26 protein-coding genes are annotated in these 22,317 nt (G+C 57.2%); 14 read left to right on the top strand and 12 right to left on the bottom strand.

The features are described from left to right. Nucleotides 1–33 precede the first annotated feature (33 nt). Together Q4D83_RS05375 and Q4D83_RS05370 are read left to right on the top strand one after the other, a co-directional pair. Entirely contained in the window at nt 34–633 is a 600-nt protein-coding gene (locus tag Q4D83_RS05375) for a superoxide dismutase (protein ID WP_303173647.1), read from the top strand. An 8-nt stretch (nt 634–641) separates the two neighbouring features. After that, entirely contained in the window at nt 642–1,754 is a 1,113-nt protein-coding gene (locus tag Q4D83_RS05370; protein ID WP_303173645.1) for an MFS transporter, read from the top strand. A 286-nt stretch (nt 1,755–2,040) separates the two neighbouring features. Here the strand turns inward: Q4D83_RS05370 and Q4D83_RS05365 are convergent, their stop codons facing one another. Further along, nucleotides 2,041–3,483, bottom strand: a complete 1,443-nt coding sequence (locus tag Q4D83_RS05365; protein WP_303173643.1) for a TM0106 family RecB-like putative nuclease — start codon at nt 3,481–3,483, stop codon at nt 2,041–2,043. 79 nt (nt 3,484–3,562) lie between these two features. Between Q4D83_RS05365 and Q4D83_RS05360 the strand changes: the two genes are divergently transcribed. Both Q4D83_RS05360 and Q4D83_RS05355 read left to right on the top strand, forming a co-directional pair. Continuing rightward, nucleotides 3,563–4,198: a DUF6474 family protein gene (locus Q4D83_RS05360; protein ID WP_303173642.1), complete on the top strand. Its 636-nt coding sequence runs from the start codon at nt 3,563–3,565 to the stop codon at nt 4,196–4,198. 123 nt (nt 4,199–4,321) lie between these two features. Next, the gene (locus tag Q4D83_RS05355; protein WP_303173640.1) at nt 4,322–4,675 is read left to right on the top strand and encodes an Lsr2 family protein; all 354 of its coding nucleotides are present in this window, start codon (nt 4,322–4,324) and stop codon (nt 4,673–4,675) included. Nucleotides 4,676–4,720: 45 nt separating this feature from the next. Here Q4D83_RS05355 and yidC read toward each other — a convergent pair whose 3' ends face one another. Next, a complete protein-coding gene (gene yidC, locus Q4D83_RS05350) occupies nt 4,721–6,085 on the bottom strand; it encodes a membrane protein insertase YidC (protein ID WP_303173638.1) in 1,365 nt (454 codons plus the stop codon). A 68-nt stretch (nt 6,086–6,153) separates the two neighbouring features. On the opposite strand from yidC, the gene Q4D83_RS05345 reads away from it, so the two are divergent. Both Q4D83_RS05345 and Q4D83_RS05340 read left to right on the top strand, forming a co-directional pair. After that, on the top strand, nt 6,154–6,942 hold the full coding sequence (locus Q4D83_RS05345; RefSeq protein WP_303173636.1) for a class E sortase: 789 nt from the start codon (nt 6,154–6,156) through the stop codon (nt 6,940–6,942). Between the two features lie 4 nt (nt 6,943–6,946). Then, nucleotides 6,947–7,099, top strand: coding sequence for a hypothetical protein (locus Q4D83_RS05340; RefSeq protein ID WP_303173630.1), 153 nt, complete (start codon nt 6,947–6,949; stop codon nt 7,097–7,099). Nucleotides 7,100–7,109: 10 nt separating this feature from the next. Here Q4D83_RS05340 and Q4D83_RS05335 read toward each other — a convergent pair whose 3' ends face one another. The 4 genes from Q4D83_RS05335 to Q4D83_RS12060 form a co-directional block, all read right to left on the bottom strand. Continuing rightward, nucleotides 7,110–7,187: a hypothetical protein gene (locus tag Q4D83_RS05335; protein WP_303174149.1), complete on the bottom strand. Its 78-nt coding sequence runs from the start codon at nt 7,185–7,187 to the stop codon at nt 7,110–7,112. 138 nt (nt 7,188–7,325) lie between these two features. Then, nucleotides 7,326–8,525, bottom strand: a complete 1,200-nt coding sequence (locus Q4D83_RS05330; RefSeq protein WP_303173633.1) for an MFS transporter — start codon at nt 8,523–8,525, stop codon at nt 7,326–7,328. Then, nucleotides 8,525–9,421, bottom strand: a complete 897-nt coding sequence (gene dapA, locus Q4D83_RS05325) for a 4-hydroxy-tetrahydrodipicolinate synthase (protein WP_303173632.1) — start codon at nt 9,419–9,421, stop codon at nt 8,525–8,527. Before dapA ends, Q4D83_RS05330 begins: the two co-directional genes overlap by 1 nt. Nucleotides 9,422–9,433: 12 nt before the next feature. Continuing rightward, on the bottom strand, nt 9,434–9,577 hold the full coding sequence (locus tag Q4D83_RS12060; protein ID WP_368502189.1) for a hypothetical protein: 144 nt from the start codon (nt 9,575–9,577) through the stop codon (nt 9,434–9,436). A gap of 800 nt (nt 9,578–10,377) precedes the next feature. Here Q4D83_RS12060 and Q4D83_RS05320 point away from each other — a divergent pair. After that, nucleotides 10,378–10,530 (top strand): hypothetical protein, encoded by a 153-nt coding sequence (locus tag Q4D83_RS05320; protein WP_303173630.1) that lies wholly within the window; start codon nt 10,378–10,380, stop codon nt 10,528–10,530. A gap of 10 nt (nt 10,531–10,540) precedes the next feature. Here the strand turns inward: Q4D83_RS05320 and Q4D83_RS05315 are convergent, their stop codons facing one another. Then, on the bottom strand, nt 10,541–11,086 hold the full coding sequence (locus tag Q4D83_RS05315) for a DUF2020 domain-containing protein (RefSeq protein ID WP_303173629.1): 546 nt from the start codon (nt 11,084–11,086) through the stop codon (nt 10,541–10,543). 25 nt (nt 11,087–11,111) lie between these two features. Here Q4D83_RS05315 and Q4D83_RS05310 point away from each other — a divergent pair, with 25 nt between their 5' ends. Further along, nucleotides 11,112–12,344 (top strand): sensor histidine kinase, encoded by a 1,233-nt coding sequence (locus Q4D83_RS05310; protein ID WP_303173627.1) that lies wholly within the window; start codon nt 11,112–11,114, stop codon nt 12,342–12,344. After that, nucleotides 12,322–12,960, top strand: a complete 639-nt coding sequence (locus tag Q4D83_RS05305) for a response regulator transcription factor (RefSeq protein ID WP_303173624.1) — start codon at nt 12,322–12,324, stop codon at nt 12,958–12,960. The genes Q4D83_RS05310 and Q4D83_RS05305 overlap by 23 nt, the downstream gene beginning before the upstream one ends. Here Q4D83_RS05305 and Q4D83_RS05300 read toward each other — a convergent pair. The 5 genes from Q4D83_RS05300 to Q4D83_RS05280 form a co-directional block, all read right to left on the bottom strand. Next, nucleotides 12,957–13,577 carry a TetR/AcrR family transcriptional regulator gene (locus Q4D83_RS05300; RefSeq protein ID WP_303173623.1) on the bottom strand — a complete coding sequence of 207 codons (621 nt, stop codon included), beginning with the start codon at nt 13,575–13,577 and terminating at the stop codon, nt 12,957–12,959. The two genes, Q4D83_RS05305 and Q4D83_RS05300, sit on opposite strands and share 4 nt — an antisense overlap. Nucleotides 13,578–13,815: 238 nt before the next feature. Then, complete coding sequence (locus Q4D83_RS05295; protein WP_303173622.1) at nt 13,816–14,076, bottom strand: GlsB/YeaQ/YmgE family stress response membrane protein; 261 nt, start codon at nt 14,074–14,076, stop codon at nt 13,816–13,818. Between the two features lie 141 nt (nt 14,077–14,217). Continuing rightward, nucleotides 14,218–15,108, bottom strand: coding sequence for a universal stress protein (locus Q4D83_RS05290; RefSeq protein ID WP_303173620.1), 891 nt, complete (start codon nt 15,106–15,108; stop codon nt 14,218–14,220). Nucleotides 15,109–15,153: 45 nt separating this feature from the next. Then, the gene (locus tag Q4D83_RS05285) at nt 15,154–16,077 is read right to left on the bottom strand and encodes an MsnO8 family LLM class oxidoreductase (RefSeq protein WP_303173618.1); all 924 of its coding nucleotides are present in this window, start codon (nt 16,075–16,077) and stop codon (nt 15,154–15,156) included. Then, nucleotides 16,077–16,223: a hypothetical protein gene (locus tag Q4D83_RS05280; RefSeq protein ID WP_303173617.1), complete on the bottom strand. Its 147-nt coding sequence runs from the start codon at nt 16,221–16,223 to the stop codon at nt 16,077–16,079. Before Q4D83_RS05280 ends, Q4D83_RS05285 begins: the two co-directional genes overlap by 1 nt. Here Q4D83_RS05280 and Q4D83_RS05275 point away from each other — a divergent pair. The 5 genes from Q4D83_RS05275 (at nt 16,222) to Q4D83_RS05255 (ending at nt 22,235) form a co-directional block, all read left to right on the top strand. After that, on the top strand, nt 16,222–17,178 hold the full coding sequence (locus Q4D83_RS05275) for a pseudouridine synthase (protein WP_303173615.1): 957 nt from the start codon (nt 16,222–16,224) through the stop codon (nt 17,176–17,178). The genes Q4D83_RS05280 and Q4D83_RS05275 overlap by 2 nt on opposite strands. 59 nt (nt 17,179–17,237) lie before the next feature. After that, nucleotides 17,238–18,218, top strand: a complete 981-nt coding sequence (locus Q4D83_RS05270) for a PspC domain-containing protein (protein WP_303173613.1) — start codon at nt 17,238–17,240, stop codon at nt 18,216–18,218. 155 nt (nt 18,219–18,373) lie between these two features. Then, entirely contained in the window at nt 18,374–19,108 is a 735-nt protein-coding gene (locus Q4D83_RS05265) for an ABC transporter ATP-binding protein (protein WP_303173611.1), read from the top strand. After that, nucleotides 19,109–21,631 carry an ABC transporter permease gene (locus Q4D83_RS05260; protein ID WP_303173609.1) on the top strand — a complete coding sequence of 841 codons (2,523 nt, stop codon included), beginning with the start codon at nt 19,109–19,111 and terminating at the stop codon, nt 21,629–21,631. Between the two features lie 10 nt (nt 21,632–21,641). Then, nucleotides 21,642–22,235 carry a hypothetical protein gene (locus tag Q4D83_RS05255; protein WP_303173607.1) on the top strand — a complete coding sequence of 198 codons (594 nt, stop codon included), beginning with the start codon at nt 21,642–21,644 and terminating at the stop codon, nt 22,233–22,235. The last annotated feature ends 82 nt before the right edge of the window (nt 22,236–22,317 follow it).

The raw sequence follows: 22,317 nt of genomic DNA, 5'->3' as shown, positions 1-22,317 counted from the left end.
TCATTGGGGGCACCAGTCTTAGAAAGGACCAGCATGGCTGTTTATGAACTTCCCGCGCTCGACTACGCGTACGATGCCCTCGAGCCGCACATCTCCGGCGAAATCATGGAGCTGCACCACACGAAGCACCACCAGAATTACGTCAACGGCGCCAACGCAGCTTTGGAAAAGCTGGAGGATGCCCGCAAGAACGGCTACATCGGTGTGGCAGTGACCGCGCTGTCCAAGGACTTGGCGTTTAACCTTGGTGGCCACACCAACCACTCCCTGTTCTGGAAGAACCTTTCCCCGAACGGCGGCGAGCCGACCGGCGACCTGGCCGCGGCAATCGAGCGGGACTTTGGCTCCTTCGACGCGTTCAAGGCGCACTTCAACGCTGCGGCATTGGGCCTGCAGGGATCTGGCTGGGCTGTGCTCGGCTACGACAAGGTGGGCAAGCGCCTCGTTATCGAGCAAATGACTGATCAGCAGGGCAACCTTTCTATCGACCTCGTGCCGCTGCTGCTGCTGGACATGTGGGAGCACGCCTTCTACCTCCAGTACAAGAACGTCAAGGCGGACTACGTGGATGCCGTGTGGAACGTCTTCAACTGGGATGAGGTTGCCGCCCGCTACGCGGACGCCACCAAGTAATCAGCCTCATGGTTATCTCACGCGGGTTGCTTGGCAGCCCGCGTTTTTCGCACCACGCACGGCGCGGGGTTGTCGCGATGGTCGCGGCGGGGCTCGCCTCATTTAACACCCTGTATGCCACGCAAGCCCTCCTGCCTGTGTTGACTCGGGACCTCGGTATACCGCCGACGCAGGCGGCGCTGACGGTGTCGGCCACCACGGGCGCGTTGGCGTTATGCATCGTGCCGGCGTCGATCCTTTCGGAACGCTTCGGACGAGGGCGCATCCTGGGTATTTCCGTGGTGTGCGCCATTGCTATCGGCTTGGCCCTACCGTGGTGCCCGTCTGTGGAGCTGCTCGTCGCCGGGCGCGCCCTCCAGGGAGTGATGTTAGCCGGCGTGCCCGCGGTAGCCATGGCTTGGTTAAGCGAGGAAATTCACGGGGAGAATCTCGCTCACGCCATGGGTTTGTATGTTGCGGGCACCTCGCTGGGTGGACTGTTGGGCAGGCTCATCCCGTCTACCGTGGTGGGACTCACCACGTGGCAGTGGGCGCTGCTTGCAAACTCCCTCGTTGCCGCCGCCTTCGCTGCGACGTTTTTGTGGCTGCTACCCGCCCAGCAAAACTTCCGCGCCAAGCGGCTCACCTTTCGCTCGGAGCTGCAGGCGATGCTTGGGCATTGGCGTAACCCGCAGCTGGCAGCCCTGTTTATCACCGGATTTTTAAACATGGGGACGTTTGTATCCCTGTATAACTATCTGGGCTACCGGATGATTAACGATTTCGGGCTCAGCGAATCGCTCACCGGCTCCCTGTTTCTACTCTTCCTATCGGGTACGTGGAGCTCATCGCGCGCGGGACGGTTGGTGGCTAGGTTCGGCGCAGGCCACACCCTGCTGGGCTGGATCCTAGCAGGCGTTGTGGGTTTGCTACTTACCTTGGGCAATGTGTGGCTCACTACCGCAGGATTACTGATATATACCGCCGCGTTTTTCGCTTTGCATTCCACGGCTTCGGGTGCGATTGGAAGGATTGCGCAAACGCACCGCGCGGAGGCTTCCAGTATGTACCTATGCTGTTATTATTGCGGTTCGGCGGCAGTGGGGTGGGCCTCCGGAATCGTCTTTTCGCACTTCAATTGATTCGGTTTGATTGGCGTACTACTATTCTTGATGCTCATGTTTGGGGCAACCGCCATCTACTTCACTCGGGCAAACTGCTAGCGCGAGACAGAATTCTCGCTATCACTACGATAGGTTTTCGCAATATTGCAGCCGAAAATGTAGCACTTCAACAAAACCGGAGCAGCGGCGGGTGCGGCTAATTCCCCGCTGAAAAGACACCCCAATTCATTCGTGCGCTACCTAAATGTTGGCGGGTGTCTCCTCGAAAAACTGTCTTCAAGAAACAGCGTGGCTGAGAAATATGTCAAAAGACGGCGGCAATTGGCGTTTTCGGGGCACCCTCACTCAACCACTTGCGCACCGCGGCAGTTGCAGCACAATCGTCGCGATTATAACGAAGCAATTGTTCGCGCATTATAGAATCATTCTCATCTATTGCCTTGCGGTACGCCTCGACACTTGCCTCCCCATCTAAGTCCCCTTCCCAATGGAACCCAGCCTGCGGTGCCACTACTTTCAGGCCCAAGCCTTCCGGGCCAACCAATTGTGCCCTTACCAGCCGAAAAACGTCAATCCACTGCGGGGAATTAATAAACTCATCTACTTCGGTTTCGCTCGGCACCCCAGCGACCCCAGCGAATCTGCGCGCGGAACTGCGTAGCCAGTGATTTTCCCCATGGTTGGAGTAGCAAAACGCCGCAAACGACAACCCCGCATCCTCCGCTTCTCGACGCCGCCGCCGCAACCACGCCCAAAACTCGGCAAAGTTGCGTGCCTCCTCGTCACCGCCAAGCTTTCCCCAGGTGACAAACGGCGTGTAGGTTTCCCCATCGAACGCGCCCCACAGGTAGGCACCTATATCAAGGTAGGCCTCGAGGTCGATATCGATCTCCACATCAAACCGCGGCGCCGTCACCGCATCGCTGCGACGCAGCAGCGGAACACCATCGCGCCATGCTCGAGCAAGCACGGAAGGTTGGCCAAGGTCGGCTTCGATAAGCTGCTGAACCGTGGTAATGCCGCGGGCGGCGTATTGGGCTCCAGCATCCCCAGCAAACAGCAAACTAATATCGTCACGGGCAGAAAGTTGCGCCTGGCAGTCAAACCAATACCGGCAGCTACGGCACTCCTTGACTCGATGCGGCCCAGCAGGGTCCGGCACCTCCAGCGCCGCGGAAAGCCCAGCCTGCAAGGGTTGCGTGGGCATCACAAACGTCAACGTGGGGTCTTGGCCGATCGCACCACCCTTACCGCAAGACAACCCCAAGGCCGCAAGAGCACGGTCTGCGAGCGCTAAGCGAAAGGAATCCGCCGCGTGATTGCGCAACTTCCAGCCCTCAATATGGGGCGTACCCAACCCCAAGCGGCGCGTGGGAATCACCTCTTGGCGGCGCATAGGTGCAGGTCGCGCCACCCGATGACTACTCACCACCACCGGCAGATACCCCTCGGGGGTGCGCACCAGGACGTCGATACGCACGCGTACACCCTCGGCGAGAAACTCCGCGTCAGTGATAATGTTGGCGCCGGCGTCGAGGGCCGCCTGCGTTTCCTGTACTCCGCTGACACTTATACGCCGAAACTCCGGCAATTCACCTCTCCGCGGCGCTGCGGGCAACAACGCCAACGCTTCTCGACGCCCCCGCTCCGTCCGCACCGCACGCTGCCGCGACGTTTCCGTGGGTGGGACAAAAGGGAACCGCCGGCGCTGCACACTCCGATAGCGACAACCCAAAAGATCCGTCATATCCTTTTCCACAATGCCTACCAGCCTAGACAGGTAGGGTTAGAACCGACGAAACCACCTCCGACCTTTGGGGAGAACCATGGGAATCTTTGAAGCCATTCGCAAAAGCCGGGCCCGCACAAAAGCGGAAATCAAAGCCGCTAAAGTCAAGGCAAAAGAAGAGGTGCGCCAGCACGCCAAACTCACCGCCCGTAAAGAAAAACTCCTGGCAGCGCAAGAAAAAGCCCTGCTCCGGGCGGAACGCAAGGGTCTGAAAGCCAAGCGCAAGCACGAACGCGCAATGGCACAAACCACCCTGGCGCAAATGAAAGCAGGCCGTTTCAACAAAGCGACCATTATGCGCTACAGCGCCGCAGCGCGCGTACTCGTACCAATCCTGTTACCGCTGGCGTATCGCGCAATCACTTTTGGCCGCGAACAACTGCTTTCCATGAAAGCGCAGCGGCTCGGAGTAACTGCACATGAATTAGCGCAGTATTCCGGCCACGGAGCCCCACTGAAAGCACGAATTGCGGGCATCCGAAAGTCGGTGGAGAACTCGAAGCTGCCGTCTGGGTTTGTTCACGATGTCAATGAACGGCTCGACCAATTAGACAGCGCAGTGGATAATTCTGAATACATGACTGCGGAGCAACGGCGGCGGGTTCACCGAAGCACTTCAAATGACCTCGATTTGCTTCTTCAGGAAGTTCAGCAAAAAATCGAATCGGCCTAATCTTAGCCCAAAATCCCCAAATTGTTTCTTGGCATATATACTAAACAGAAGAACACGCACATTGCGCGCCTCTTCCACATTTACAACCGCCTACTTGGCCCAAGAAGCAAGGATTTTTGAGTTATGGCACGCCGAGAAATTACGCAGTACTTCGACGATCTGAACAACACACCATTGACCCCGGATAAGCTCCACGTAATTCGCTTCTCCGTCGATGGCATTGACTATGTGATGGATCTCTCCGCCGAAAACGCGGAAATGTTCCGCGAAGCCCTCAAACCGTATATCGCTGCGGCACGGCGCGACGCCGCCGCACGTGGCCGCCGTCGTGCCGCCGTGCCCACGAGCATGAACGCTTCCCGCGCCCGCACTCGCGCAATCCGCGAATGGGCGCACGACAACGGCTACACCATCGCAGAGCGCGGTAAAATCCCTGCCACCATCATCGAGGCATACGACAACGCGCACTCCAACTAAACACTACGAAGACGGCCGGGCATTCCATAATGCCCGGCCGTTTTCCTATGTTTCTTCCGCCCATGTCCGCCGCGGCGGATCCTCCCGCAGCGCATGCCGCCCGCGCGGCACTTGCGGACGCTTTGGCCGTGGCCGATCTGGTTGAGGTGGAGGTGGCAATTGCTCGAATTCGTCGGTGGGAGTTTCCTCCGGTTGCGGTAGCTCAGACGGCTGCGGTGGTAGTTGCTCAAACTGGTCTGTTGGAGTGTCCTCCACCGAGGGTGGAGCAGCTTCCGGTTGCTGTTGTCCGTTTTGTTGAGCGAGCTTGGCCGCCTTCAGCTCTTCGCGCCGTTGCCGCTTCGCCGCATTGCGCTGGCGGCGCACCTCTTTGCGCGCTTGCTGCTCGGAGCGGAGCTTTTCCTTCTTCTCCTGTTTAGCTACGCGAAGTTCGGCGTAGTGCTGAAGGAATTTATGCGGCTGCACTAGCATCAGCAGCCGGCGTTTACGAATGTCCCATTGGTAAAGCTTGCGTTCGGATTCTTGTTCCACACGTCGCTCAAACGCCTCATCCTGGAAGGATTCGAATTCCTGGGTGAGAGGATACTTTTTGTCCAGCAGGAAGTTCAGCACCACAATTTGGCCGAGGGTCCACAGGTTGTTGGCCACCCAGTAGACGACAATAGCGGCAGGGACCGGAGAGTACATCGCGGCGTTGATAAGCACCAGGGGCATGATCAGGACCATGCCGATGACAATCCGGTTCATCCGTAGTGCAATACGGTTTTCGTGGTCTATTGTCAGATAGGATCGACTAATCGAGTACGACATGTTGCCGATGGTGAAGAAGGTAGCAACCACGACAAGCGGCAGCACAAACCAAAACACATCGTCCCTGTTTGTGCCCAACTGTTGCAGTTGTTCGGCTTGCATAGCCACATACGAAGGCACCGGAACATCCCAAATGCGAACTTTCAGAAAAGCGCGAACCTCGTCGCTTCCCAAAAAACCGATCGGGTGGATAGTTGTGGCGTTGAATCCTTCCACCGGCCGAGCCATACGCAATAGCAATTGGTAAAGACCGATAAAGACCGGTATCTGCACCAATGCCGGAAAACACCCCGACTTCGGGTTAAAGTTCTGCTCCTTGTACAGGGCGTTGAGCGCGGCGCGCTCCTCTTTGTCCGCGTCCGCGTCGGTGCGTTCCGCAAACGAATCCCGCAGCGCTTTGATACGGGGGCGCATGTTCACCATCATGCGGGTGGCTTGGAATTGCTTCCACGCCAACGGCAAAATAATCGAACGTACGGTCACAATGAGTCCGAACAGCGAAATGAGCCAGGCGACCTGATCATCCACGCCAAAAGCGTTATGGAGCATCAAATGCCAAAGTTTCATCACTCCGGATACTGGGTAGATGAACACTTCCATCATCGTCAGGCGCATCCTTTCAGCTTTATTCCTCCGATCGATGGTAGCGCGCAGTGATAAACTCTGTCGCCATGAGACATGCTGCGCAGTCGCGACGCCTCAGCTTCACACAAGTGTTAGGTGAGCTTTTTATTACGGTGGGCGTCCTCTTCTTCCTGTTTGCATTTTATGAGTCGTATTGGACGAACCTAGAAGCGAACAGGGAGCAATCCAAGGTCTCGGAGAAGCTTGACGCCCAATGGCAGCACGTGAACCCCCGCCAAAAGTTGACCCCCGAATTAGGCGAAGCATTCGCTCGAATGTACATTCCAGCGTTTGGTTCAGACTTCCACTTCGCCATCGTCGAAGGCACAAGCGATGCAGACCTCCTCGCCGGCCCTGGACGTTACACCGACAGCCAGTTTCCGGGCGATCCGGGCAACTTCGCTGTAGCCGGCCACCGAGTGGGCAAAGGCGCGCCCTTTAACGACCTAGGCAACCTCAAAGTGTGCGACGCCGTGGTGGTGGAAACAAGCAACCGGTGGGACATCTACCGTGTGCTCCCCATAGACTCGCAAGGTGAACAACGCCGCAGCGAAGCACTACAATGCCTCACCCCAGAACAAGCGGAGCGACTCACCACAGGAGACTACTCGGGGGTGAGCGGCCGCATCATCACCGTCCCAGGCGATGTATCTACCATCAACCCGATTCCAGGCTTAGATGTCACCGAGGCCAACCCGGAAATGGAATCCCTCATGACCATGACCACCTGCCACCCGCAGTTTTCCAATGCGGAACGCATGATCGTGCACGCCATGCTAGTACGCAGCGAACCGAAACAACCCGGGGTGCGCCCCGCCGAACTCGAGGAGAAATAACCCAATGTACGGATTTATCTGGCGCGCCATCCCCGGCCCTTGGCCCGTAAAGCTACTGGTATCCCTCGCGCTGCTCGTAGGAACATTCTTCCTACTGATGGAAGTAGTGTTCCCATTCGTCAGCGCCAACATGCCCTACAACGACGTATCGGTATAACCCCAACCCGCTACAAGCCAAGCCGAGCAATCACTTCCTTGGCCACCAATTCCACCTTGATGGATTGCCCCTGATTAGAAAACACCACTACAACGCACTTTCGCACCGCACAACAAAAGCTTGGATTGAGTAACTGTCACACGATAATCGATCGAAGAACAGCCGCAGTTCAAGTGCGCTGGGATCGCTTCACATGCAGTTACATCGAGGGCTCCTGCCTCCTCAACTAACCATGTAACGGCTTTAAACCCGACTGCCGAATTCCAAGCCACAGGAAGTAGACAGCTACAGCAACCAGAGCACTTGAAGAAATCCAGAATGACAAGGCATCAGTCGGCCACAGGGCGACACTAGATGTGACAGCCGCAATACCTACCCACGAACCCAACGACTCCGCTCCACCGCGCAAAGCACCAGCAATCCCGTAAGCCGTAACTGACGAGAGATGCCCCTTTACATTGAGAATCTCGGAATCATAGGTGGGACCCCAGATTAGTTCTGTAAGCGTGAAGAGAATCATGGCGATGTAAGCAAGAACTACAGGCGAGTGACCTGTAAATCCAAACATCAATACCGATGCAGCAAGGACAAGATGCGCCGCCGGTAAAACCGTCAAGGCAGCCATCTGGGCGTTCCGCTTGCGAAACCACTCAATAGCGGCAGTGATCGGCGCCTGAAGCACAATGACCATAGCCGAGTTGAGTATAAACAGGTACGAAATCGCTTTAGATCCAATCGTTTCGGCTGAAAGGGTAGGTAACACATTGAAGACCTGTGCATAGGCAACCCAAGTGATGCCTGTGAAAAGCAGGAAAAATCCGAAAGCCATGGGGCTACCAGTAGCTGTGGTGTCAGCGGAGGACCTTTTCTCTGTTTTGGTAGTAGCCGGAACGAAGAGAAGCGCCAAGAAAGCGGCGCCGTATAAAGCAGCACTGCCCCAAACGAAGACATTCGGCGCATCGGCTACCAAGAATCCACCTGCTGCAACGCCTGCCGCTGCTCCGGCATTTACCGCCAAGTTCAGCATAGAAAACGCCCGCAGCAGCTGCTTAGGTGTGTAAGAGACAGCAACCATAGCTTTCAAAGCAGCCGTTGCGGCAGAGAAGGACAGGCCAAACAACGAACCAATCACATTCCAGATAAAAAGGCTTTCACCTTTATAAATTGCCATGATTGCTAGTGTTATCGTTGCGATGGCATAGGCCACGAACACTGAATAGCGTAATCCCATCCAGTTAAGGAATCGCGCCGCCAACATCCCGCCAGCCCTGCCAAAGAACAGACAAAAGGCAACCACCGTAGCGGCCGCTGGCCCGGAGAAACCACGATAGTCGATCAACCATAAGGCAAAGAATGGGACTAAGAGAAAGTAGCCAGCCGCGCTAAAACTACGGACAGCTAAGAAGGCCAGCTCTGGACGTGCCATCACCGATTGCTGCCTTGTTTAGCGGCAGTGATAGCAGCTACGATCTCAGCCACTTGAACCTTAGTAGCAGAAGTGAGAGGCAGCCTCGGCGAACCGGCGGGCAAACCAAGGGCGTCCAATGCCGCTTTCACGGCAATCACACCTTGCACTGGTCCTTGCAACGCTGACACTGCTGGTATTAGCGCATCATAGTGGGATTGCGCATCCCGCATTCGCCCGTCCTCAACTGCATCGAACATCACGTTTAGACTGTCGGCAAAAAGGTGTGCAATAACACTAACAACACCGGCATAACCAGATGCAAAGGCAGGCAAGGAGATAGCATCGACACCGCAGTACATTGCCAGCTCGGTCTCCACCCTTACTGGGTGCATGGCGGCGATATCGCCAGTGGCATCCTTAACTGCCACAACATTCGGAATAGAAGCCAGTTGTCGGTAAGTCTCGAATTCAATGTGGACAGTCGACCGAGCCGGAATATCGTAAAGCATCACCGGCAGATCCGTCGCCTGCGCTATGGTCGAAAAATGCTGAACAATCCCCTCTTGCGGCGGCAAGGAATAATAAGGAGAAACAAGCATAAGCCCGTTTGCCCCCGCCTTTTCAGCATCACGAGCAAGTGCAACGGAATGAGTTGTGTCATTAGTCGACGCCCCAGCCAAAACGTGGGCTCGATCGCCTATCGCCGCCACTACGGTAGCGATTACCTGCTTCTTCTCTTCGTCAGTAGTAGTTGGAGCTTCGCCTGTCGTACCGTTGACCACTAACCCGTCACACCCCAAATCATCCACGAGATAGCGTGCCAGCGCCTCTGTTCCAACCAAGTCCAGTCGACCGAACTCGTCGAAGGGCGTAATCATCGCCGTCAGAATACGGCCAAAGGGACGTTTGTTCATGTTTTCGTTTCCTTATTTGTATTCGACGCGCACTTGACCCAAAGCGCGGTGCGCATTTACCAATGCCTCTTCAGGGCTATCTCCAACCGCGATTACCCCGAGTACGCGATCAAGCGAATTCTCCACAGCCCTCACCTCTACCCCGGGTGACAACACCCAACGGTGGTTGCTGGTAGTGAATACCCCTGTGCGTCGAGGTATTCTTCAAGAAGAATGGAGTTATCTATGCCCTTGGAATCAGACAATTCCCGAAGGACTCGGGCACCGATCGAACCTGCCCCGTCACAGGGTGCCGCGACAAGCTTACTGTGATGAGCAAACATCTCCTCAACATCTCGAGCTCCTTGAGTAACCCTAAAAGCAGCAGAAGCTTCATCCCCCTCCAAAGCTTGGCGGATAGCCCCCTTATCCATCGTGAGCCGCACGGACCCAGCAGGATTTGTTGGAAGACCTAGGCACTCAGCCACTTCAGAGGATATATTTAGGGTTGCCTCGCTATGGGTTAGCACGCCAACAATCCGATCGGAGAGATCGATACAAGTCAGCTGCTGGCGAGGTCTCGAACGACGGGGCATCGATAGGCCCCAGGGCGGCTTTTATCACAATCACTAGTCCAATCTTTGGCGGAGGGTTTCTAGCCACTAGCCAGTCCCTCAATGTGGCATAACCACCCATTTTTAGTTAAATTATACTGGCTTATTAAAACCGTGTTCTATTTGTATCACATCGTTCGACCCCTGACAAGTAAATACCGCAAGAGAGTTTAAAGTTCCCAACCGTAGCAGAATCACTGCTACAGCTTCTTTGCTGATACTTTTGCAGTGTTGAAATAGGATCGCCCAAATCGATAATCATGCGTACCTGCAGAAATCGACGCTACCCCCGATATGTAATTCGGTAGAATCTACGCCAAGCCTGCCGGGTGCGCCCCGCCGAACTCGAGGAGAAATAACCCAATGTACGGATTTATCTGGCGCGCCATCCCCGGCCCTTGGCCCGTAAAGCTACTGGTATCCCTCGCGCTGCTCGTAGGAACATTCTTCCTACTGATGGAAGTAGTGTTCCCATTCGTCAGCGCCAACATGCCCTACAACGACGTATCGGTATAACCCCAACCCGCTACAAGCCAAGCCGAGCAATCACTTCCTTGGCCACCAATTCCACCTTGATGGATTGCCCCTGATTAGAAAACACCACCACAGCCACATTGCCTTTTTGAACGGCGTACAGCGAACGCCCTTCTGAACCGAGTCTGCCGCCGGACCAACCTTCCGGTTCTTCGGCAGGTTCGGTTTCATTAATTGGGGCCGCCCAGTTCACCACGTCCACCGCCTGCTGTTCGTCGGCCATGTGCCGCACGATAACTTGCAGTTGCGGATCGTCCTGATAGGACCAAAACACGCACGCCGGGGTGTCAAAGCGTTCGTCAATGCCCTGCGAGGTCACTTTTTGGCCGTTGGTATCCGCCACCCAGTTCGTATCCAGATATGGGCAGGGAACGTTCGCGTCGCGCGGTACTTCAGCCACGGCGTCGATAGGCAATCCCTGATCGGCGGGGGGCGCTACCGAGGACTGCTCGGAGCTTACTGAAGTGCCTTCATTGCTGGTCAGCGGGCTGCACGCGGCAAGGAAGGCGGAACAAAGTACCAAAACTGTACGGCGCATGCACTCCAGTCTAGGGTTGCTGAGTATGAACAGTGAACCGGCCGCGCTCCAGAACCACGGGCTGCGCCGCGGCGTGCACATCCTGACCACGATTCTGCTGGTGGTGATCGTGCTGTCGTCGGTGCAGCTTCCCACCCAGGAGTTGCTGGCTATTCTTGGTTTGACCAGCGTGTTCGGCGCCGTGTATTACGCGGGGAATCGGCACTTGGCGCACCCACTCGCATTGCAATTGTGGCTGCTGGTGCTCACCTGCATTTGGGTGATTATGATCCCCATTCAAAACAGCTCCGTGTACTTGGTGTTTGCGCTGTACTTTCTGTACCTACAGGTGTTGAACGATTTCCGTGGTTTGGTCGCAGTAATCGGCGCCACCGTAGTGTCTGTGCTGAGCCAGTACCCTCACATGACCATTGGCAGCGTGGTAGGGCCGTGCGTTGCTGCCCTCGTTTCGGTGGGGATTAACTACGCGTTTCAGGCGTTGTGGACTGTGTCGCAGGAGCGGCAAACCCTGATCGAGGAATTGCTGCGGACCCGAACACAGCTTGCAGAAACCGAACGCGCTGCCGGTATTGCCGCGGAACGTCAGCGCATCGCTCACGAGATTCATGACACCCTCGCCCAGGGCCTGTCCAGCATTCAAATGCTGCTGCACGTAGCTGAGCGGGACCTTGACTCCGTGCCTGTCGACGCCGCGGAACCAGCGATCCGACGCATCCGCCAGGCCCGCACCACCGCGGCGGACAATCTCAGCGAGGCGCGCGCCATGATCGCCGCCCTGCAGCCGCCAGCACTTTCTAAAACTTCCCTCGAAGGAGCGTTGCATCGGGTGGCGCACACCGTGGTGGGTACCGATGTGAGCGTGGTGGTGGAAGGCGAAGAACGCCAACTGCCTATGCGTACGGAAGCCTCCCTGTTACGGATCGCGCAGGGCGCGGTAGGCAATGTGGCCAAACATGCGCAGGCGGAACAGTGCCGCATCACATTGACTTACGGAGAGCAGGAAATCCGGCTGGATATCGTGGATAATGGCGTGGGGTTTGACCCGGAATCTGTGGGTTCCCGCCCAGCCGGTCTCGGCCATATCGGCCTGGATGCGATGCGCCAACGCGCCCTGGAACAGGGCGGCACCTTGAGCGTGGAATCTGAGTTGGGTGGCGGCACGGCGGTGTCTGTGGCGTTGCCGGTCGACCGGGAACTAGACTCAAACCCTGAACATACTGATGAGGGAGCCGACGATGATCCGAGTTCTCCTAGCTGACGATCACGAAATCGTTCGCCTAGGGCTACGCGCCGTTCTAGAATCCGCCAAGGATATCAACGTGGTAGGTGAAGTTGCCACGGCGGAGGCTGCCATCGAGGCCGCGCAGCAGGGCGGGATCGACGTGATCCTTATGGACCTTCGCTTCGGCGCTGGGGCGGAAGGCACCCTGGTGTCTACGGGGGCTGACGCCACCGCCGCTATTCGGCGCACGATGGATAATCCGCCGAACGTGCTGGTGGTAACCAATTACGATACGGACGCCGATATCTTGGGAGCCATTGAGGCGGGCGCGGTGGGATACCTGCTTAAAGATGCCCCGCCGGCGGAATTGCTGGCCGCTGTCCGCTCGGCGGCGGAGGGGGATTCCACCTTGTCGCCGGTAGTTGCGAACCGCTTAATGACGCGCGTGCGCACCCCGCGGACCTCGCTCACCCCCCGCGAACTGGAGGTGTTGAAGCTGGTTGCCAGTGGTTCTTCCAACCGAGACATCGGCAAAGCGTTGTTTTTGTCAGAGGCCACGGTGAAGTCACACCTCGTTCACATTTACGACAAACTCGGCGTGCGTTCGCGGACCTCGGCGGTCGCCGCCGCCCGCGAACAGGGCGTGCTTTAAATGGAGTAGTCCGCCGGTGGCGCGGACAATAATTGACGCGCTAAGTCGCGGGCGGTTTCCAGCGGTAAAATGTTTCTACTCAGCCGCGCGCCCGCGAGGCCACCGTCGAGAAACACCAGCAATTGATTTGCTTGTGTGGTGCCCGGGTAGCCGTTTTTCTCGGTGAGCAGTTCCGTCATGGTTTGATGGCACCACGTGCGGTGTTCCTGCACGGCCGCAACAATGCCATGCTCGCTTTCGGTTTCTGGGCGCGGGTACTCGTTTGCCGCGTTTTGGAAATGGGAGCCGCGGAAATCTTTCAACGGCTCCTCCTCGATACACTGGTCAAAAAATGCCAGAATTTTGTCTTCTGGGTTATCCATAGCTGCCGTGCGGGCGCGCCAATCGGAGCGCCACTTATCGTCGAGGGCGTGCAGGTAGGCGATCACCAGCGCATCTTTGGAACCAAACAACGAGTAGAGGCTTGCCTTGGCCACGTCTGCTTCGCGCAGGATACGGTCAATGCCGATGACGCGGATACCCTCCGTGGTAAACAAACTGGTAGCACTTGCCAGCAGCCGTTCCCGCGGAGTCGGACGATTCCGGCGGCTACTCTTTTTCGGGGCGATCGGTCCCACTTCCCTTCCTGAATAATCAAGGCGTGTCAGCGTACCCAGATTACCGCAGAAACAGACAATTCTGTCCGTATTTGCTACCCGCCCCCGAATTACTGCGGGCCAATTTCACGTTGACTGGGTAGACATCAACAACCCCCACCCTCGAAAGGGGTAGCAATGAGTAAACCCCACAGCTCCAATTGAAGAGCTGCGGGGTGGACATACACTTGCAGCACGTTGCCGCGCTGCTGGAAAGGCTCTACCTGCGTACCATCTGCACCACAGTGATTAAGATGACAGCGCCAATCAAGCACGTGATAAAGCTAACCACAATGCCTGCGCCAGCTACATCGAAACCAAGCAGGCTCAGCAGCCAGCCGCCGATAATGCCACCAACAACACCAACCAGAATATTCAGGCCGATGCCCTGCTGAGCATCAGTGCCCTTAATCTTTGAAGCAATCCATCCGGCAAGACCACCGATGATGATCCAGCCTAAAAACCCTAAACCTAGAGTCATGGAAATCTTCTCCCTTCGTTGTCGAGTACATTTTCCAGCGTAAAGCTGAAAAACACCTAAATCGACAGTTCCTTGCAGAATGCAATAGGACTGTGACTTAGGTGTTATTTCAATTTTATAATTGCGGCACTCGTGCTACCCCTACTTGCTTTCGGGGCGCACCACCATCATCGGACAGGGAGTGGACTGCAGCAAGGCCCGAGACGTAGACCCCAGCAACATACCCTTGAAACCGCCACGACCGTGCGAACCCACAATGAGCAATTGGGCCCCCAGCGCGGCGTCGGTCAGGGCGCGCACTGGGCGATCGCGGGTGACCACCTTGGTGACCTTCACATCGGGATACTTTTCAGAGAATCCCGCGAGGCGGTGACCCAGCAGCATGTGCTGCTCCTGCTCCACAACCTCCCACTGCTGCTGGGCTGCAGTCAACCCGGCCAGGGATGCCTGAATTTGCATGTCCATCCATGTATGCACGGCGATAAGTTCACAGCCTCGTGCGGAAGCTTCCGCAAACGCGTACTCAATCGCCTTCTGGCTGATGCCAGAACCATCGACACCGACCACAACAGGGCCGTACTTGTATTCTTCGCCAAGGTCTTCGCGCACCACCACGACTGGGCACAGCGCGTGGCTGACCACTGCAGCGGACACACTGCCCATCACCATGCCGGAAAGCCCACCAAGGCCGCGGGACCCCATCACGATCATGGTCACGTCTTTGGACATGTCCAGCAGCATGTCAATCGGGCTGCCTTCCGCCAAAGTGTGACAAATCTCAATGTTAGGGGCAACCTTCTGCGCCTCCGCTCGGGCAGTTTCGATTTTCTCCATGGTTTCAGCCTGGAGATCATCAAACAACTCTTGCGGCGGGACCATACCCTCGGCGTAGAGGAATTGCGGCATGGTGTAGCTGGCGGCGAGCCGCAACGGAATACCGCGCTTCAATGCGGTATTTGCTGCCCAACGAACAGCGGCCAGCGAGGCGAGAGACCCATCTACGGCAACAACAACGCTTTTATCCTTGCTCATCATGTACCTTTCTCTCTCTGATACCCCAAGCCTACACTGGACTGGTTAGAACCAGTTGCCTAATTCCTGAATGGAAGCTTCACGTACCGCCGACTCGTACGCGTAGGTCACCGTAATTATTTCATCAATGCTCGATGCGCTGGCCCACTGTTGCATGCGCAGGGTGACGTCTGGACCGGTACCCGCAAACGTCACTTTGAGCGATTCCTGCACCCGCGCTTGGACGAGCGGGTGCATTTCAATAGTGCGCGGCGGGGACAGCAACCCACGCGCACCGGTCACCACGCCTTCAAACATTTGTATAAGGGTTGTGAGCTGAAATTCAGCTTCCTCGCGGGAATCACACACCATGACGTTCGCGGTAGCCAATACATACGGCTGCGCGCACTGCCGCGACGGCACAAATCCGCGCCGGTATGCCGCAATCGCAGCATCAAGCTGTTGCGGCGCGATGTGGCTGTTAAACGCAAATGGCAGCCCAAGCCGCCCGGCCAAGACGGCCGCCTGTACCCCGGAACCCATAATGCACAACGGCACCTGGGTGTACAGGCCGGGCACCCCGGCGAGGGCCTGCTGCAGGGCGCGCAAGTCTGCAGAGATTACGGAGTCCCGCCCTAACAGCCGAGAGGTTTCCGCATCCACACCAGAACCGCCACTCACAGCTGCTTCAATGCGCTGTGGGTGTAATCGAGACAGAGTTCCAAGGTCTTCCGCAAGCCGTAGCGGCCGGTGCAACGGCAGCATGAACGCACCCGCACCCACTCTGATGGTTTTGGTTGCGGATGCAATGTGCCCCATAAGTACGCTCGTCGCACCGCAAGCAAGCGCAGAAGTGTTGTGATGTTCGGCGATCCAATAGCGCTGGTACCCGGCCTGTTCCGCCACCTTCGCGGCGCGCACGGTTGCTTCGAACGCCGCAGTCGGGGTCGTGGCTACGGGGACAAGGTCGAGAACAGACAGCGCAACCATTAGGCAGGGATTTCTACTGGATGTGCTGCGCCAGCGGTGTCTGGAGAAAACGCGGCGTACCATGCAGAAAGCAGGTCCGCGGAGAACTTGCCAATACCATGGTTAAAGAATTCCAACGCTTGAGCAAGGAGTGCATTCATATCCATGGTCGAAAGAGTAGTACGGCGTCGGCAACCACCGCTACCCGTCCGCGATGGGTTGAATCCTTCTCGCGCCCAGTTGCCGTCGGACGCGCAACCCATGTTGGCCAGGGATTTTTTGCTGCATTTAATCCTTACCCAAACGCACCGACATCCGAATGATGACGCCGCCGCCGTGGACCGCCGTTTCGCGCGCGACGAGGTGCGAAACCCGCAGGGCCGACCATACGCCGCCGATGACGTCATGTCCCCCGGCGCCTGCATGTGGTTTTACCGCACACCCGGGCCAGAGCGTCCAGTTCCGCACGAGATTCCTATTATTTATTCGGATTCGTACATCCTTGTGGCCGACAAGCCACCATTTTTGGCTACCATGCCGCGCGGGCGTCACATTACGGAGACGGCGACGGTGCGATTGCGACGGGCCACGGGCAACCAGGATTTATCACCGGCACACAGGTTGGACCGATTAACCTCGGGGGTGCTGGTGTTTACCCAACGCCCGGAGTTCCGGCGCCCGTATCAGGAATTATTCGCGCACCGGCAAGTGCATAAGGTTTATGAAGCCCTCGCGCCGTACTCCCCGGACATCGCACCCGGCACGGTGTGGGAACACCGCATTGAAAAAACTCCCGGAGCGCTCCAGGCCGTACTTGTCGACGGCCCCGCTAACGCCCGCACACGTGTACTCAAGGTGGAGCCGCTACCGAACACAGATTTAGCCCGGTACACGCTGGCCCCAGAGACTGGACGCACCCATCAGCTGCGGCTACACATGGCCCACGCTGGGGTTCCCATCCTAGGGGACCCGCTTTACCCGACCCCCAGCCACAGCGCTGAAGAAGACTTCACGCAGCCGATGCGGCTACTTGCCCGCGAACTCTCCTTTACCGACCCGATCGACGGCGCCCCGCGAGTCTTCCGCTCGCCACGTCGGCATACGCCACTGAGCTGCGAATAAGGGTTTTTTCAGGGCAATCCCTGATGCGTCGAGCCGGGGAGTTGGGCGACGATAACACTATGAACGAAACACTCCGAACTATGTGGCAAACCCGGCCCTACCGGCTGCCGTCCAGCCAAGGTAGTTCCGCGCCGGGCGCTGGGGTCTGCGAGGGCATAGGCATCCGATACCAAGTCGACCCTGGGATTATTCGCATCCTCTTCATCTGCTCCGCGTTTTTCGGCGTAGGCATTGTCGTGTACCTCCTGTGCTGGCTTTGTATGCCGCGGTACTCCATGGCCCTGGCCCCCGCGGAGGTGCTGTTTAGCAAGCAGGACGACCCGCGTTATCGCGGTGAGCGCAAAACCGGCATGATATTGTGCCTGCTTCTCGCCGTCTTGGTGCTCGGCGTAGGTTCTTTGAGTTATTCCGGCTTACCTGCGCTGCTTATCGCCGGGTTGTGCTGGTGGCTACTCCACTCCAAGCAACCCGAACCACCTGCCGTCACGTTAGCTACGGCGGCGCCAGTGGAAGGCTTCTACGACATGCACAATATGACGACCATTCCTGGGCGTACCCAGCCACCGAGCTGGGACCCTTTGGGCACCGCGCCGTTCGCATGGGATCTTCCAGATCCCCCGCCCGCACAGGCCGCCATGCCGCCCAAGCGACGTCGCATGTGGCCGTGGCTCATCATCGCCGGGATTATCGTCGCCCCTGTTTTGTTCGTTTCCACCATGAGCACATCCGACGGTGTTGGCGAACAAATCTACACGGTCACCACCTCGGATGGCCTCGAACCCCACTACGCCATGGACGTTGGGCAATTGACGCTTGACCTCGGCAATCTTGAAGAATTACCTGAAAATAAGACCGTAGACATCACAATGGGTGCCGGTGAAATCCTCATAATTCTGCCAGACAACGTGCCGGTAGCATTGAACTGCAATTCCGAAGTTGGCAGCCACGATTGCGGGCCCACAACTCGAAATAGCGGTGCAAAAGGTAGCTCCCTGACCCTTAACGTGCATAACGATATCGGCAGCATCGAGGTACAGTAGCCACAGCACGGCACATACAATGTTCAGCTCAACACGTGCCTCTGGTGGCCAACACCTAGGCACGTGTAGCGTGTGTGCCAGCCTAATGTTTGCTAAACGTCGGCATGAACTACACGAGGCGCGAGTCCTCGTCGCCAACAGGAAAGGACTTTGCTATGCAGCCAAATATTGCTGCACACGCGGTGAACCTAGTCAAACGCTACGGCCAAGGCGAAACTGCGGTCGTGGCGTTGGACAATGTCAATATCGAGTTCGCACGCGGGAAATTCACAGCAATTATGGGCCCGTCAGGTTCGGGTAAGTCTACGCTGATGCACTGCATGGCTGGTCTCGATGTTGTCACCGAAGGCTCAACATTCATCGGAGAGACCGATCTTTCCCGCCTGCGTGACAAAGATCTCACCTCGCTGCGCCGCGACCGTCTCGGCTTTGTGTTCCAATCGTTTAACTTGGTGCCCACGCTTACCGCGCAGGAAAACATCACGCTGCCGTCGGACGTGGCTGGGCGCAAGGTTGATTCGGAGTGGTTCGAGGAAGTTACCTCGCGCTTGGGGTTGACCAATCGCTTGGACCACCGCCCCAGCGAACTGTCCGGCGGCCAGCAGCAGCGCGTGGCCGTAGCACGTGCACTGGTGTCTCGCCCAGAAATCATTTTCGGCGACGAGCCCACCGGCAACCTAGATTCAAACTCGTCGGCAGAAGTATTGGATATCTTACGTACTTCTGTTGACGATCTCGGGCAGACCGTAGTGATCGTGACCCACGATCCGAAAGCAGCGTCCTATGCCGATCGCGTGGTGTTCCTAGCCGACGGCAGATTAGTAGAGGAATTGAACGACCCAACTACAGAGGGCATTCTCGGCATTATGGCCAGGATTGAGGATCTGTAAATGGCTACGATGCGAACAATCTCGCTGCGTACCATCGCAGCGCACAAAATCCGGCTGGCGCTCACCGTGCTGTCCGTTGTGCTTGGCACGGCGTTTATTGCGGGTTCCAGCATGTTTACGGTGAGCCTGTCGAATAGCTTTAACTCCATCGTGTCCACTGCATTCGACGACGTGGACGTGGTGATCACCGGCGGCGAAAAATCCCCCGAGGGGGTCCCGCTCACTGTAGTGGATGAGCTGCGGCAGCGTTCGGACATTAAATCTGTCGACGTCGCGGTGCAGCGCGCCCAAATCGTCCTTGGCGGCAGCGACGGTAAAGCCGTTCAAACCGGCGGCGCACCGTCGCAAGCGCTGCCGAGCTTTGAGGGTTCCACAAGCGCTAGCGGCGGCGAAGTAACCGATGGCGTCATGCCGACCGAATCGGGCACTGTTGCGGTGAATAAATCCGCCGCCGAACGTGGAAACATCAAAGTCAATGACAAGGTCACGGTGATCACGCCAAAGGAACGCGCCGAGTACAAGGTGGTGGGCATTGTCGACCCCGTGAATGACACCGGCGGTTGGGTTGGCGTAGTGTTCCCCGAGCCGGACTACCTCGAGCAATTCAGCAATGGCGTTACGGTACAGCAACTATCCGCCCAGATATCCGATCGGGACAAAGCTGACGAGCTGCGGGAAACGCTAGCGAAGCAATACCCGAACTTAAAAGTGGACACTGGGGCGAAACTGGTGGAGGAGGTAAGCTCCACCATCAAAAGTGCCCTTTCCTTTGTGAATTACTTCTTGTGGGCATTCGCTGGCATTGCACTGCTCGTAGGCACCTTTATTATCTCGAACACGTTCTCTATGATCGTGGCGCAACGGAACCGTGAATTCGCCCTGCTGCGCAGTATCGGTATTTCCCAGCGGCAAATTACTCGCTCCGTGATTTTCGAGGCCATCGTCGTTGGCGTCATCGGCTCCGTGCTCGGTATTTTCGGCGGCATGGGCTTGGTCAAGCTCGTGACCGTGGTGCTGGAAGCCCAAGGCGTCGGCTTCCCCTCGACTGGGTTTAGCCTGGATACCCAATCAATCGTCATTCCGCTGTTGGTGGGCGTGCTTATTACCGTGATCAGCGCGTGGGCACCGGCCAAGCGTGCTGGTTCAATCCGCCCAGTGCAGGCAATGCGGAACCAAGAGCCGCCGTCGTTAATGATCCGCACCATTGCCGGCGCCGTATTGTTGGCGATTGGCGGCGGCATCGTGCTACTCGGCGCGCTCAACGAAAACATTGGCGAAACCGGGACGCGCGCCAGCGTGGTCGGCGGCGGGGCGTTGGCAATCGTGCTGGGAACGTGGCTTGCCGGCCCTGCGTTGTCGATCCCTGTGGTGAGCACCCTAGGTCGAGCGGTTGGCGCCCCGTTCCGCGCGGTGGGCCGCATCGCCGCAACCAACTCGCACCGCAATCCGCGCCGCACCTCCGCCACCGCTTTTGCCCTCACCCTGGGCCTAGCGATGGTCAGTTCGATTAGCATGTTGGGCGCGACGATGCGCGAAAACCTGTCCGAGATGATCGATACCACCGTGAAGGCCGACTACGTGCTCACCGGGCCTGCCAACATGGACTTGAGCATCCCGCGCGGCGATGTTGACCGGGTGAAGGAAATCGATGGCATCAAAGACACCTCCATCGTCTACGAGGCGCCAATGTTGATTAACGACGCCCCGGTAGGCGCTGGGTTCGGACCAGGAGCCGCAAAGCTACCGGTTACCGAAAGCAACCTTGACTCGGCCGTGAAACTCAACGTCAAGGAAGGCAAAGCTGGCGACGTCGCATTGAGCGAAACCGTAGCAGAGCTGCTCAAGGTAAAGGTTGGCGACAAAGTCCGCATCAACGACAAAGAATTCCCAGTCGATGGAATTTTCGAATCCAATGTCGCGGTGGGGAGCGCGTACGTTTCCTATGACATTGCCAAACAAGTCGTCCATGAAAACGATATCCAGCCCAAAAAGCTCTTCGTGATCAGCGACAGCAACGTCAACCAACAGACTCTACGCAGCGAGATTGAAGAGGCAGTGGCCAAATCCCTCGTTGTCACAGTGAAAAACAAGGAAGAGTTCGCTGGCGAAAACGCAGCTGGCATCAACCAAATGCTTGGCATTCTCTACGGTCTGCTAGCGCTCGCGGTGGTAATCGCGATCCTCGGCATCGTCAATACCTTGGCGCTGAGCGTGATCGAACGCCGCCAAGAAATCGGCATGCTGCGAGCGGTTGGCGTGCAACGCAGGCAAATCCGCCACATGATCTACATTGAATCCGCCGTAATCGCGGTATTCGGCGCGCTCACGGGCGCTGCAATTGGCCTTGGCCTCGGCTGGGGCTTCGTGAAAGTCTTGGCCGGCGACGGCCTGGAAACCATCGTGGTTCCGTGGGGCCAAATCGCTCTCATCCTTGCGGCCTCCGCCGTTGTGGGTGTACTCGCAGCAGTTTGGCCGGCGTCGCGTGCGGCGCGGACACAGCCATTGGAGGCAATCACAGATTAACGTTGAGGTCATGAACCTCAAAGAGTGCATCGCCGCCGACTCCGCTATAGGTGTCGGCGGCCCCACCATTTTCGGGTGGCGAGCAATCCAACTCCTGAGTGACGACCCCGACCTCGACCCCGGCGAGCTTACACCCGCCGAAAAAGTCTCCTGGGAACACATTCAAAAACACGCCGCGCACCTATCCCGCGGCATCCCCCTCGAAGACAGTAAAGACATCCACGCCTCCCTCGACCCAGGCTTTGACGCACTGAACCGCGCCCGCGACGTCATCATCGAAGCCCCCTACGACGCCATAGAATACGCGGAACAGGCCTTAACCAGCGCCACCCAAGACCCTGTTGGAGTACGACTAGCAGCCCATCAGATGATTGCGTCGGGGTATATGAATATGTCGAACTTTGAGGCTGCTCACGAACATCTTTTGCTTGCTCTTGGTGATGCTGAGCTTCCGATTCTTCGTGGCCAGCTGTATGCGTTGTTGACGCAGGTGGCGTTGCTTCGTTGTGACCCGGATGCGTTTGTATTTCGCCATTCAGGGTTGCAGGTATTGGCTCCGTATCCGGAAGCTCCTGCGCGTAAGTATCTCGAAAGTCTTGATTGAGTGAGGTATTTGGTTGTAGTTGGTGGAAACGACGAAGAAGGGGAGGAGGGGCCGTGGTGGCTCCTCCTCCCCTTTTTTTTTG

The sequence above is a fragment of the Corynebacterium sp. genome (assembly GCF_030532715.1).
Lineage (GTDB): Bacteria > Actinomycetota > Actinomycetes > Mycobacteriales > Mycobacteriaceae > Corynebacterium.
The sequence above is the reverse complement of the archived record's forward strand: the minus strand, read 5'-3'. Positions and strand labels throughout refer to the sequence as shown.

What these genes read in the sequence shown, in the direction of transcription:
- Q4D83_RS05315 (WP_303173629.1), bottom strand. Translation starts at nt 11,086, where the DNA reads ATGCGCCGTACAGTTTTGGTACTTTGTTCCGCCTTCCTTGCCGCGTGC.
- Q4D83_RS05295 (WP_303173622.1), bottom strand. Translation starts at nt 14,076, where the DNA reads ATGACTCTAGGTTTAGGGTTTTTAGGCTGGATCATCATCGGTGGTCTT.
- Q4D83_RS05320 (WP_303173630.1), top strand. Translation starts at nt 10,378, where the DNA reads ATGTACGGATTTATCTGGCGCGCCATCCCCGGCCCTTGGCCCGTAAAG.
- Q4D83_RS05290 (WP_303173620.1), bottom strand. Translation starts at nt 15,108, where the DNA reads ATGAGCAAGGATAAAAGCGTTGTTGTTGCCGTAGATGGGTCTCTCGCC.
- Q4D83_RS05345 (WP_303173636.1), top strand. Translation starts at nt 6,154, where the DNA reads ATGAGACATGCTGCGCAGTCGCGACGCCTCAGCTTCACACAAGTGTTA.
- Q4D83_RS05310 (WP_303173627.1), top strand. Translation starts at nt 11,112, where the DNA reads ATGAACAGTGAACCGGCCGCGCTCCAGAACCACGGGCTGCGCCGCGGC.
- Q4D83_RS05360 (WP_303173642.1), top strand. Translation starts at nt 3,563, where the DNA reads ATGGGAATCTTTGAAGCCATTCGCAAAAGCCGGGCCCGCACAAAAGCG.
- Q4D83_RS05255 (WP_303173607.1), top strand. Translation starts at nt 21,642, where the DNA reads ATGAACCTCAAAGAGTGCATCGCCGCCGACTCCGCTATAGGTGTCGGC.
- yidC (WP_303173638.1), bottom strand. Translation starts at nt 6,085, where the DNA reads ATGATGGAAGTGTTCATCTACCCAGTATCCGGAGTGATGAAACTTTGG.
- Q4D83_RS05355 (WP_303173640.1), top strand. Translation starts at nt 4,322, where the DNA reads ATGGCACGCCGAGAAATTACGCAGTACTTCGACGATCTGAACAACACA.
- Q4D83_RS05375 (WP_303173647.1), top strand. Translation starts at nt 34, where the DNA reads ATGGCTGTTTATGAACTTCCCGCGCTCGACTACGCGTACGATGCCCTC.
- Q4D83_RS05265 (WP_303173611.1), top strand. Translation starts at nt 18,374, where the DNA reads ATGCAGCCAAATATTGCTGCACACGCGGTGAACCTAGTCAAACGCTAC.
- Q4D83_RS05370 (WP_303173645.1), top strand. Translation starts at nt 642, where the DNA reads ATGGTTATCTCACGCGGGTTGCTTGGCAGCCCGCGTTTTTCGCACCAC.
- Q4D83_RS05365 (WP_303173643.1), bottom strand. Translation starts at nt 3,483, where the DNA reads ATGACGGATCTTTTGGGTTGTCGCTATCGGAGTGTGCAGCGCCGGCGG.
- Q4D83_RS05340 (WP_303173630.1), top strand. Translation starts at nt 6,947, where the DNA reads ATGTACGGATTTATCTGGCGCGCCATCCCCGGCCCTTGGCCCGTAAAG.
- Q4D83_RS05270 (WP_303173613.1), top strand. Translation starts at nt 17,238, where the DNA reads ATGAACGAAACACTCCGAACTATGTGGCAAACCCGGCCCTACCGGCTG.
- Q4D83_RS05260 (WP_303173609.1), top strand. Translation starts at nt 19,109, where the DNA reads ATGGCTACGATGCGAACAATCTCGCTGCGTACCATCGCAGCGCACAAA.
- Q4D83_RS05275 (WP_303173615.1), top strand. Translation starts at nt 16,222, where the DNA reads ATGGTCGAAAGAGTAGTACGGCGTCGGCAACCACCGCTACCCGTCCGC.
- Q4D83_RS05285 (WP_303173618.1), bottom strand. Translation starts at nt 16,077, where the DNA reads ATGGTTGCGCTGTCTGTTCTCGACCTTGTCCCCGTAGCCACGACCCCG.
- Q4D83_RS05330 (WP_303173633.1), bottom strand. Translation starts at nt 8,525, where the DNA reads ATGGCACGTCCAGAGCTGGCCTTCTTAGCTGTCCGTAGTTTTAGCGCG.
- Q4D83_RS05305 (WP_303173624.1), top strand. Translation starts at nt 12,322, where the DNA reads ATGATCCGAGTTCTCCTAGCTGACGATCACGAAATCGTTCGCCTAGGG.
- dapA (WP_303173632.1), bottom strand. Translation starts at nt 9,421, where the DNA reads ATGAACAAACGTCCCTTTGGCCGTATTCTGACGGCGATGATTACGCCC.
- Q4D83_RS05280 (WP_303173617.1), bottom strand. Translation starts at nt 16,223, where the DNA reads ATGGATATGAATGCACTCCTTGCTCAAGCGTTGGAATTCTTTAACCAT.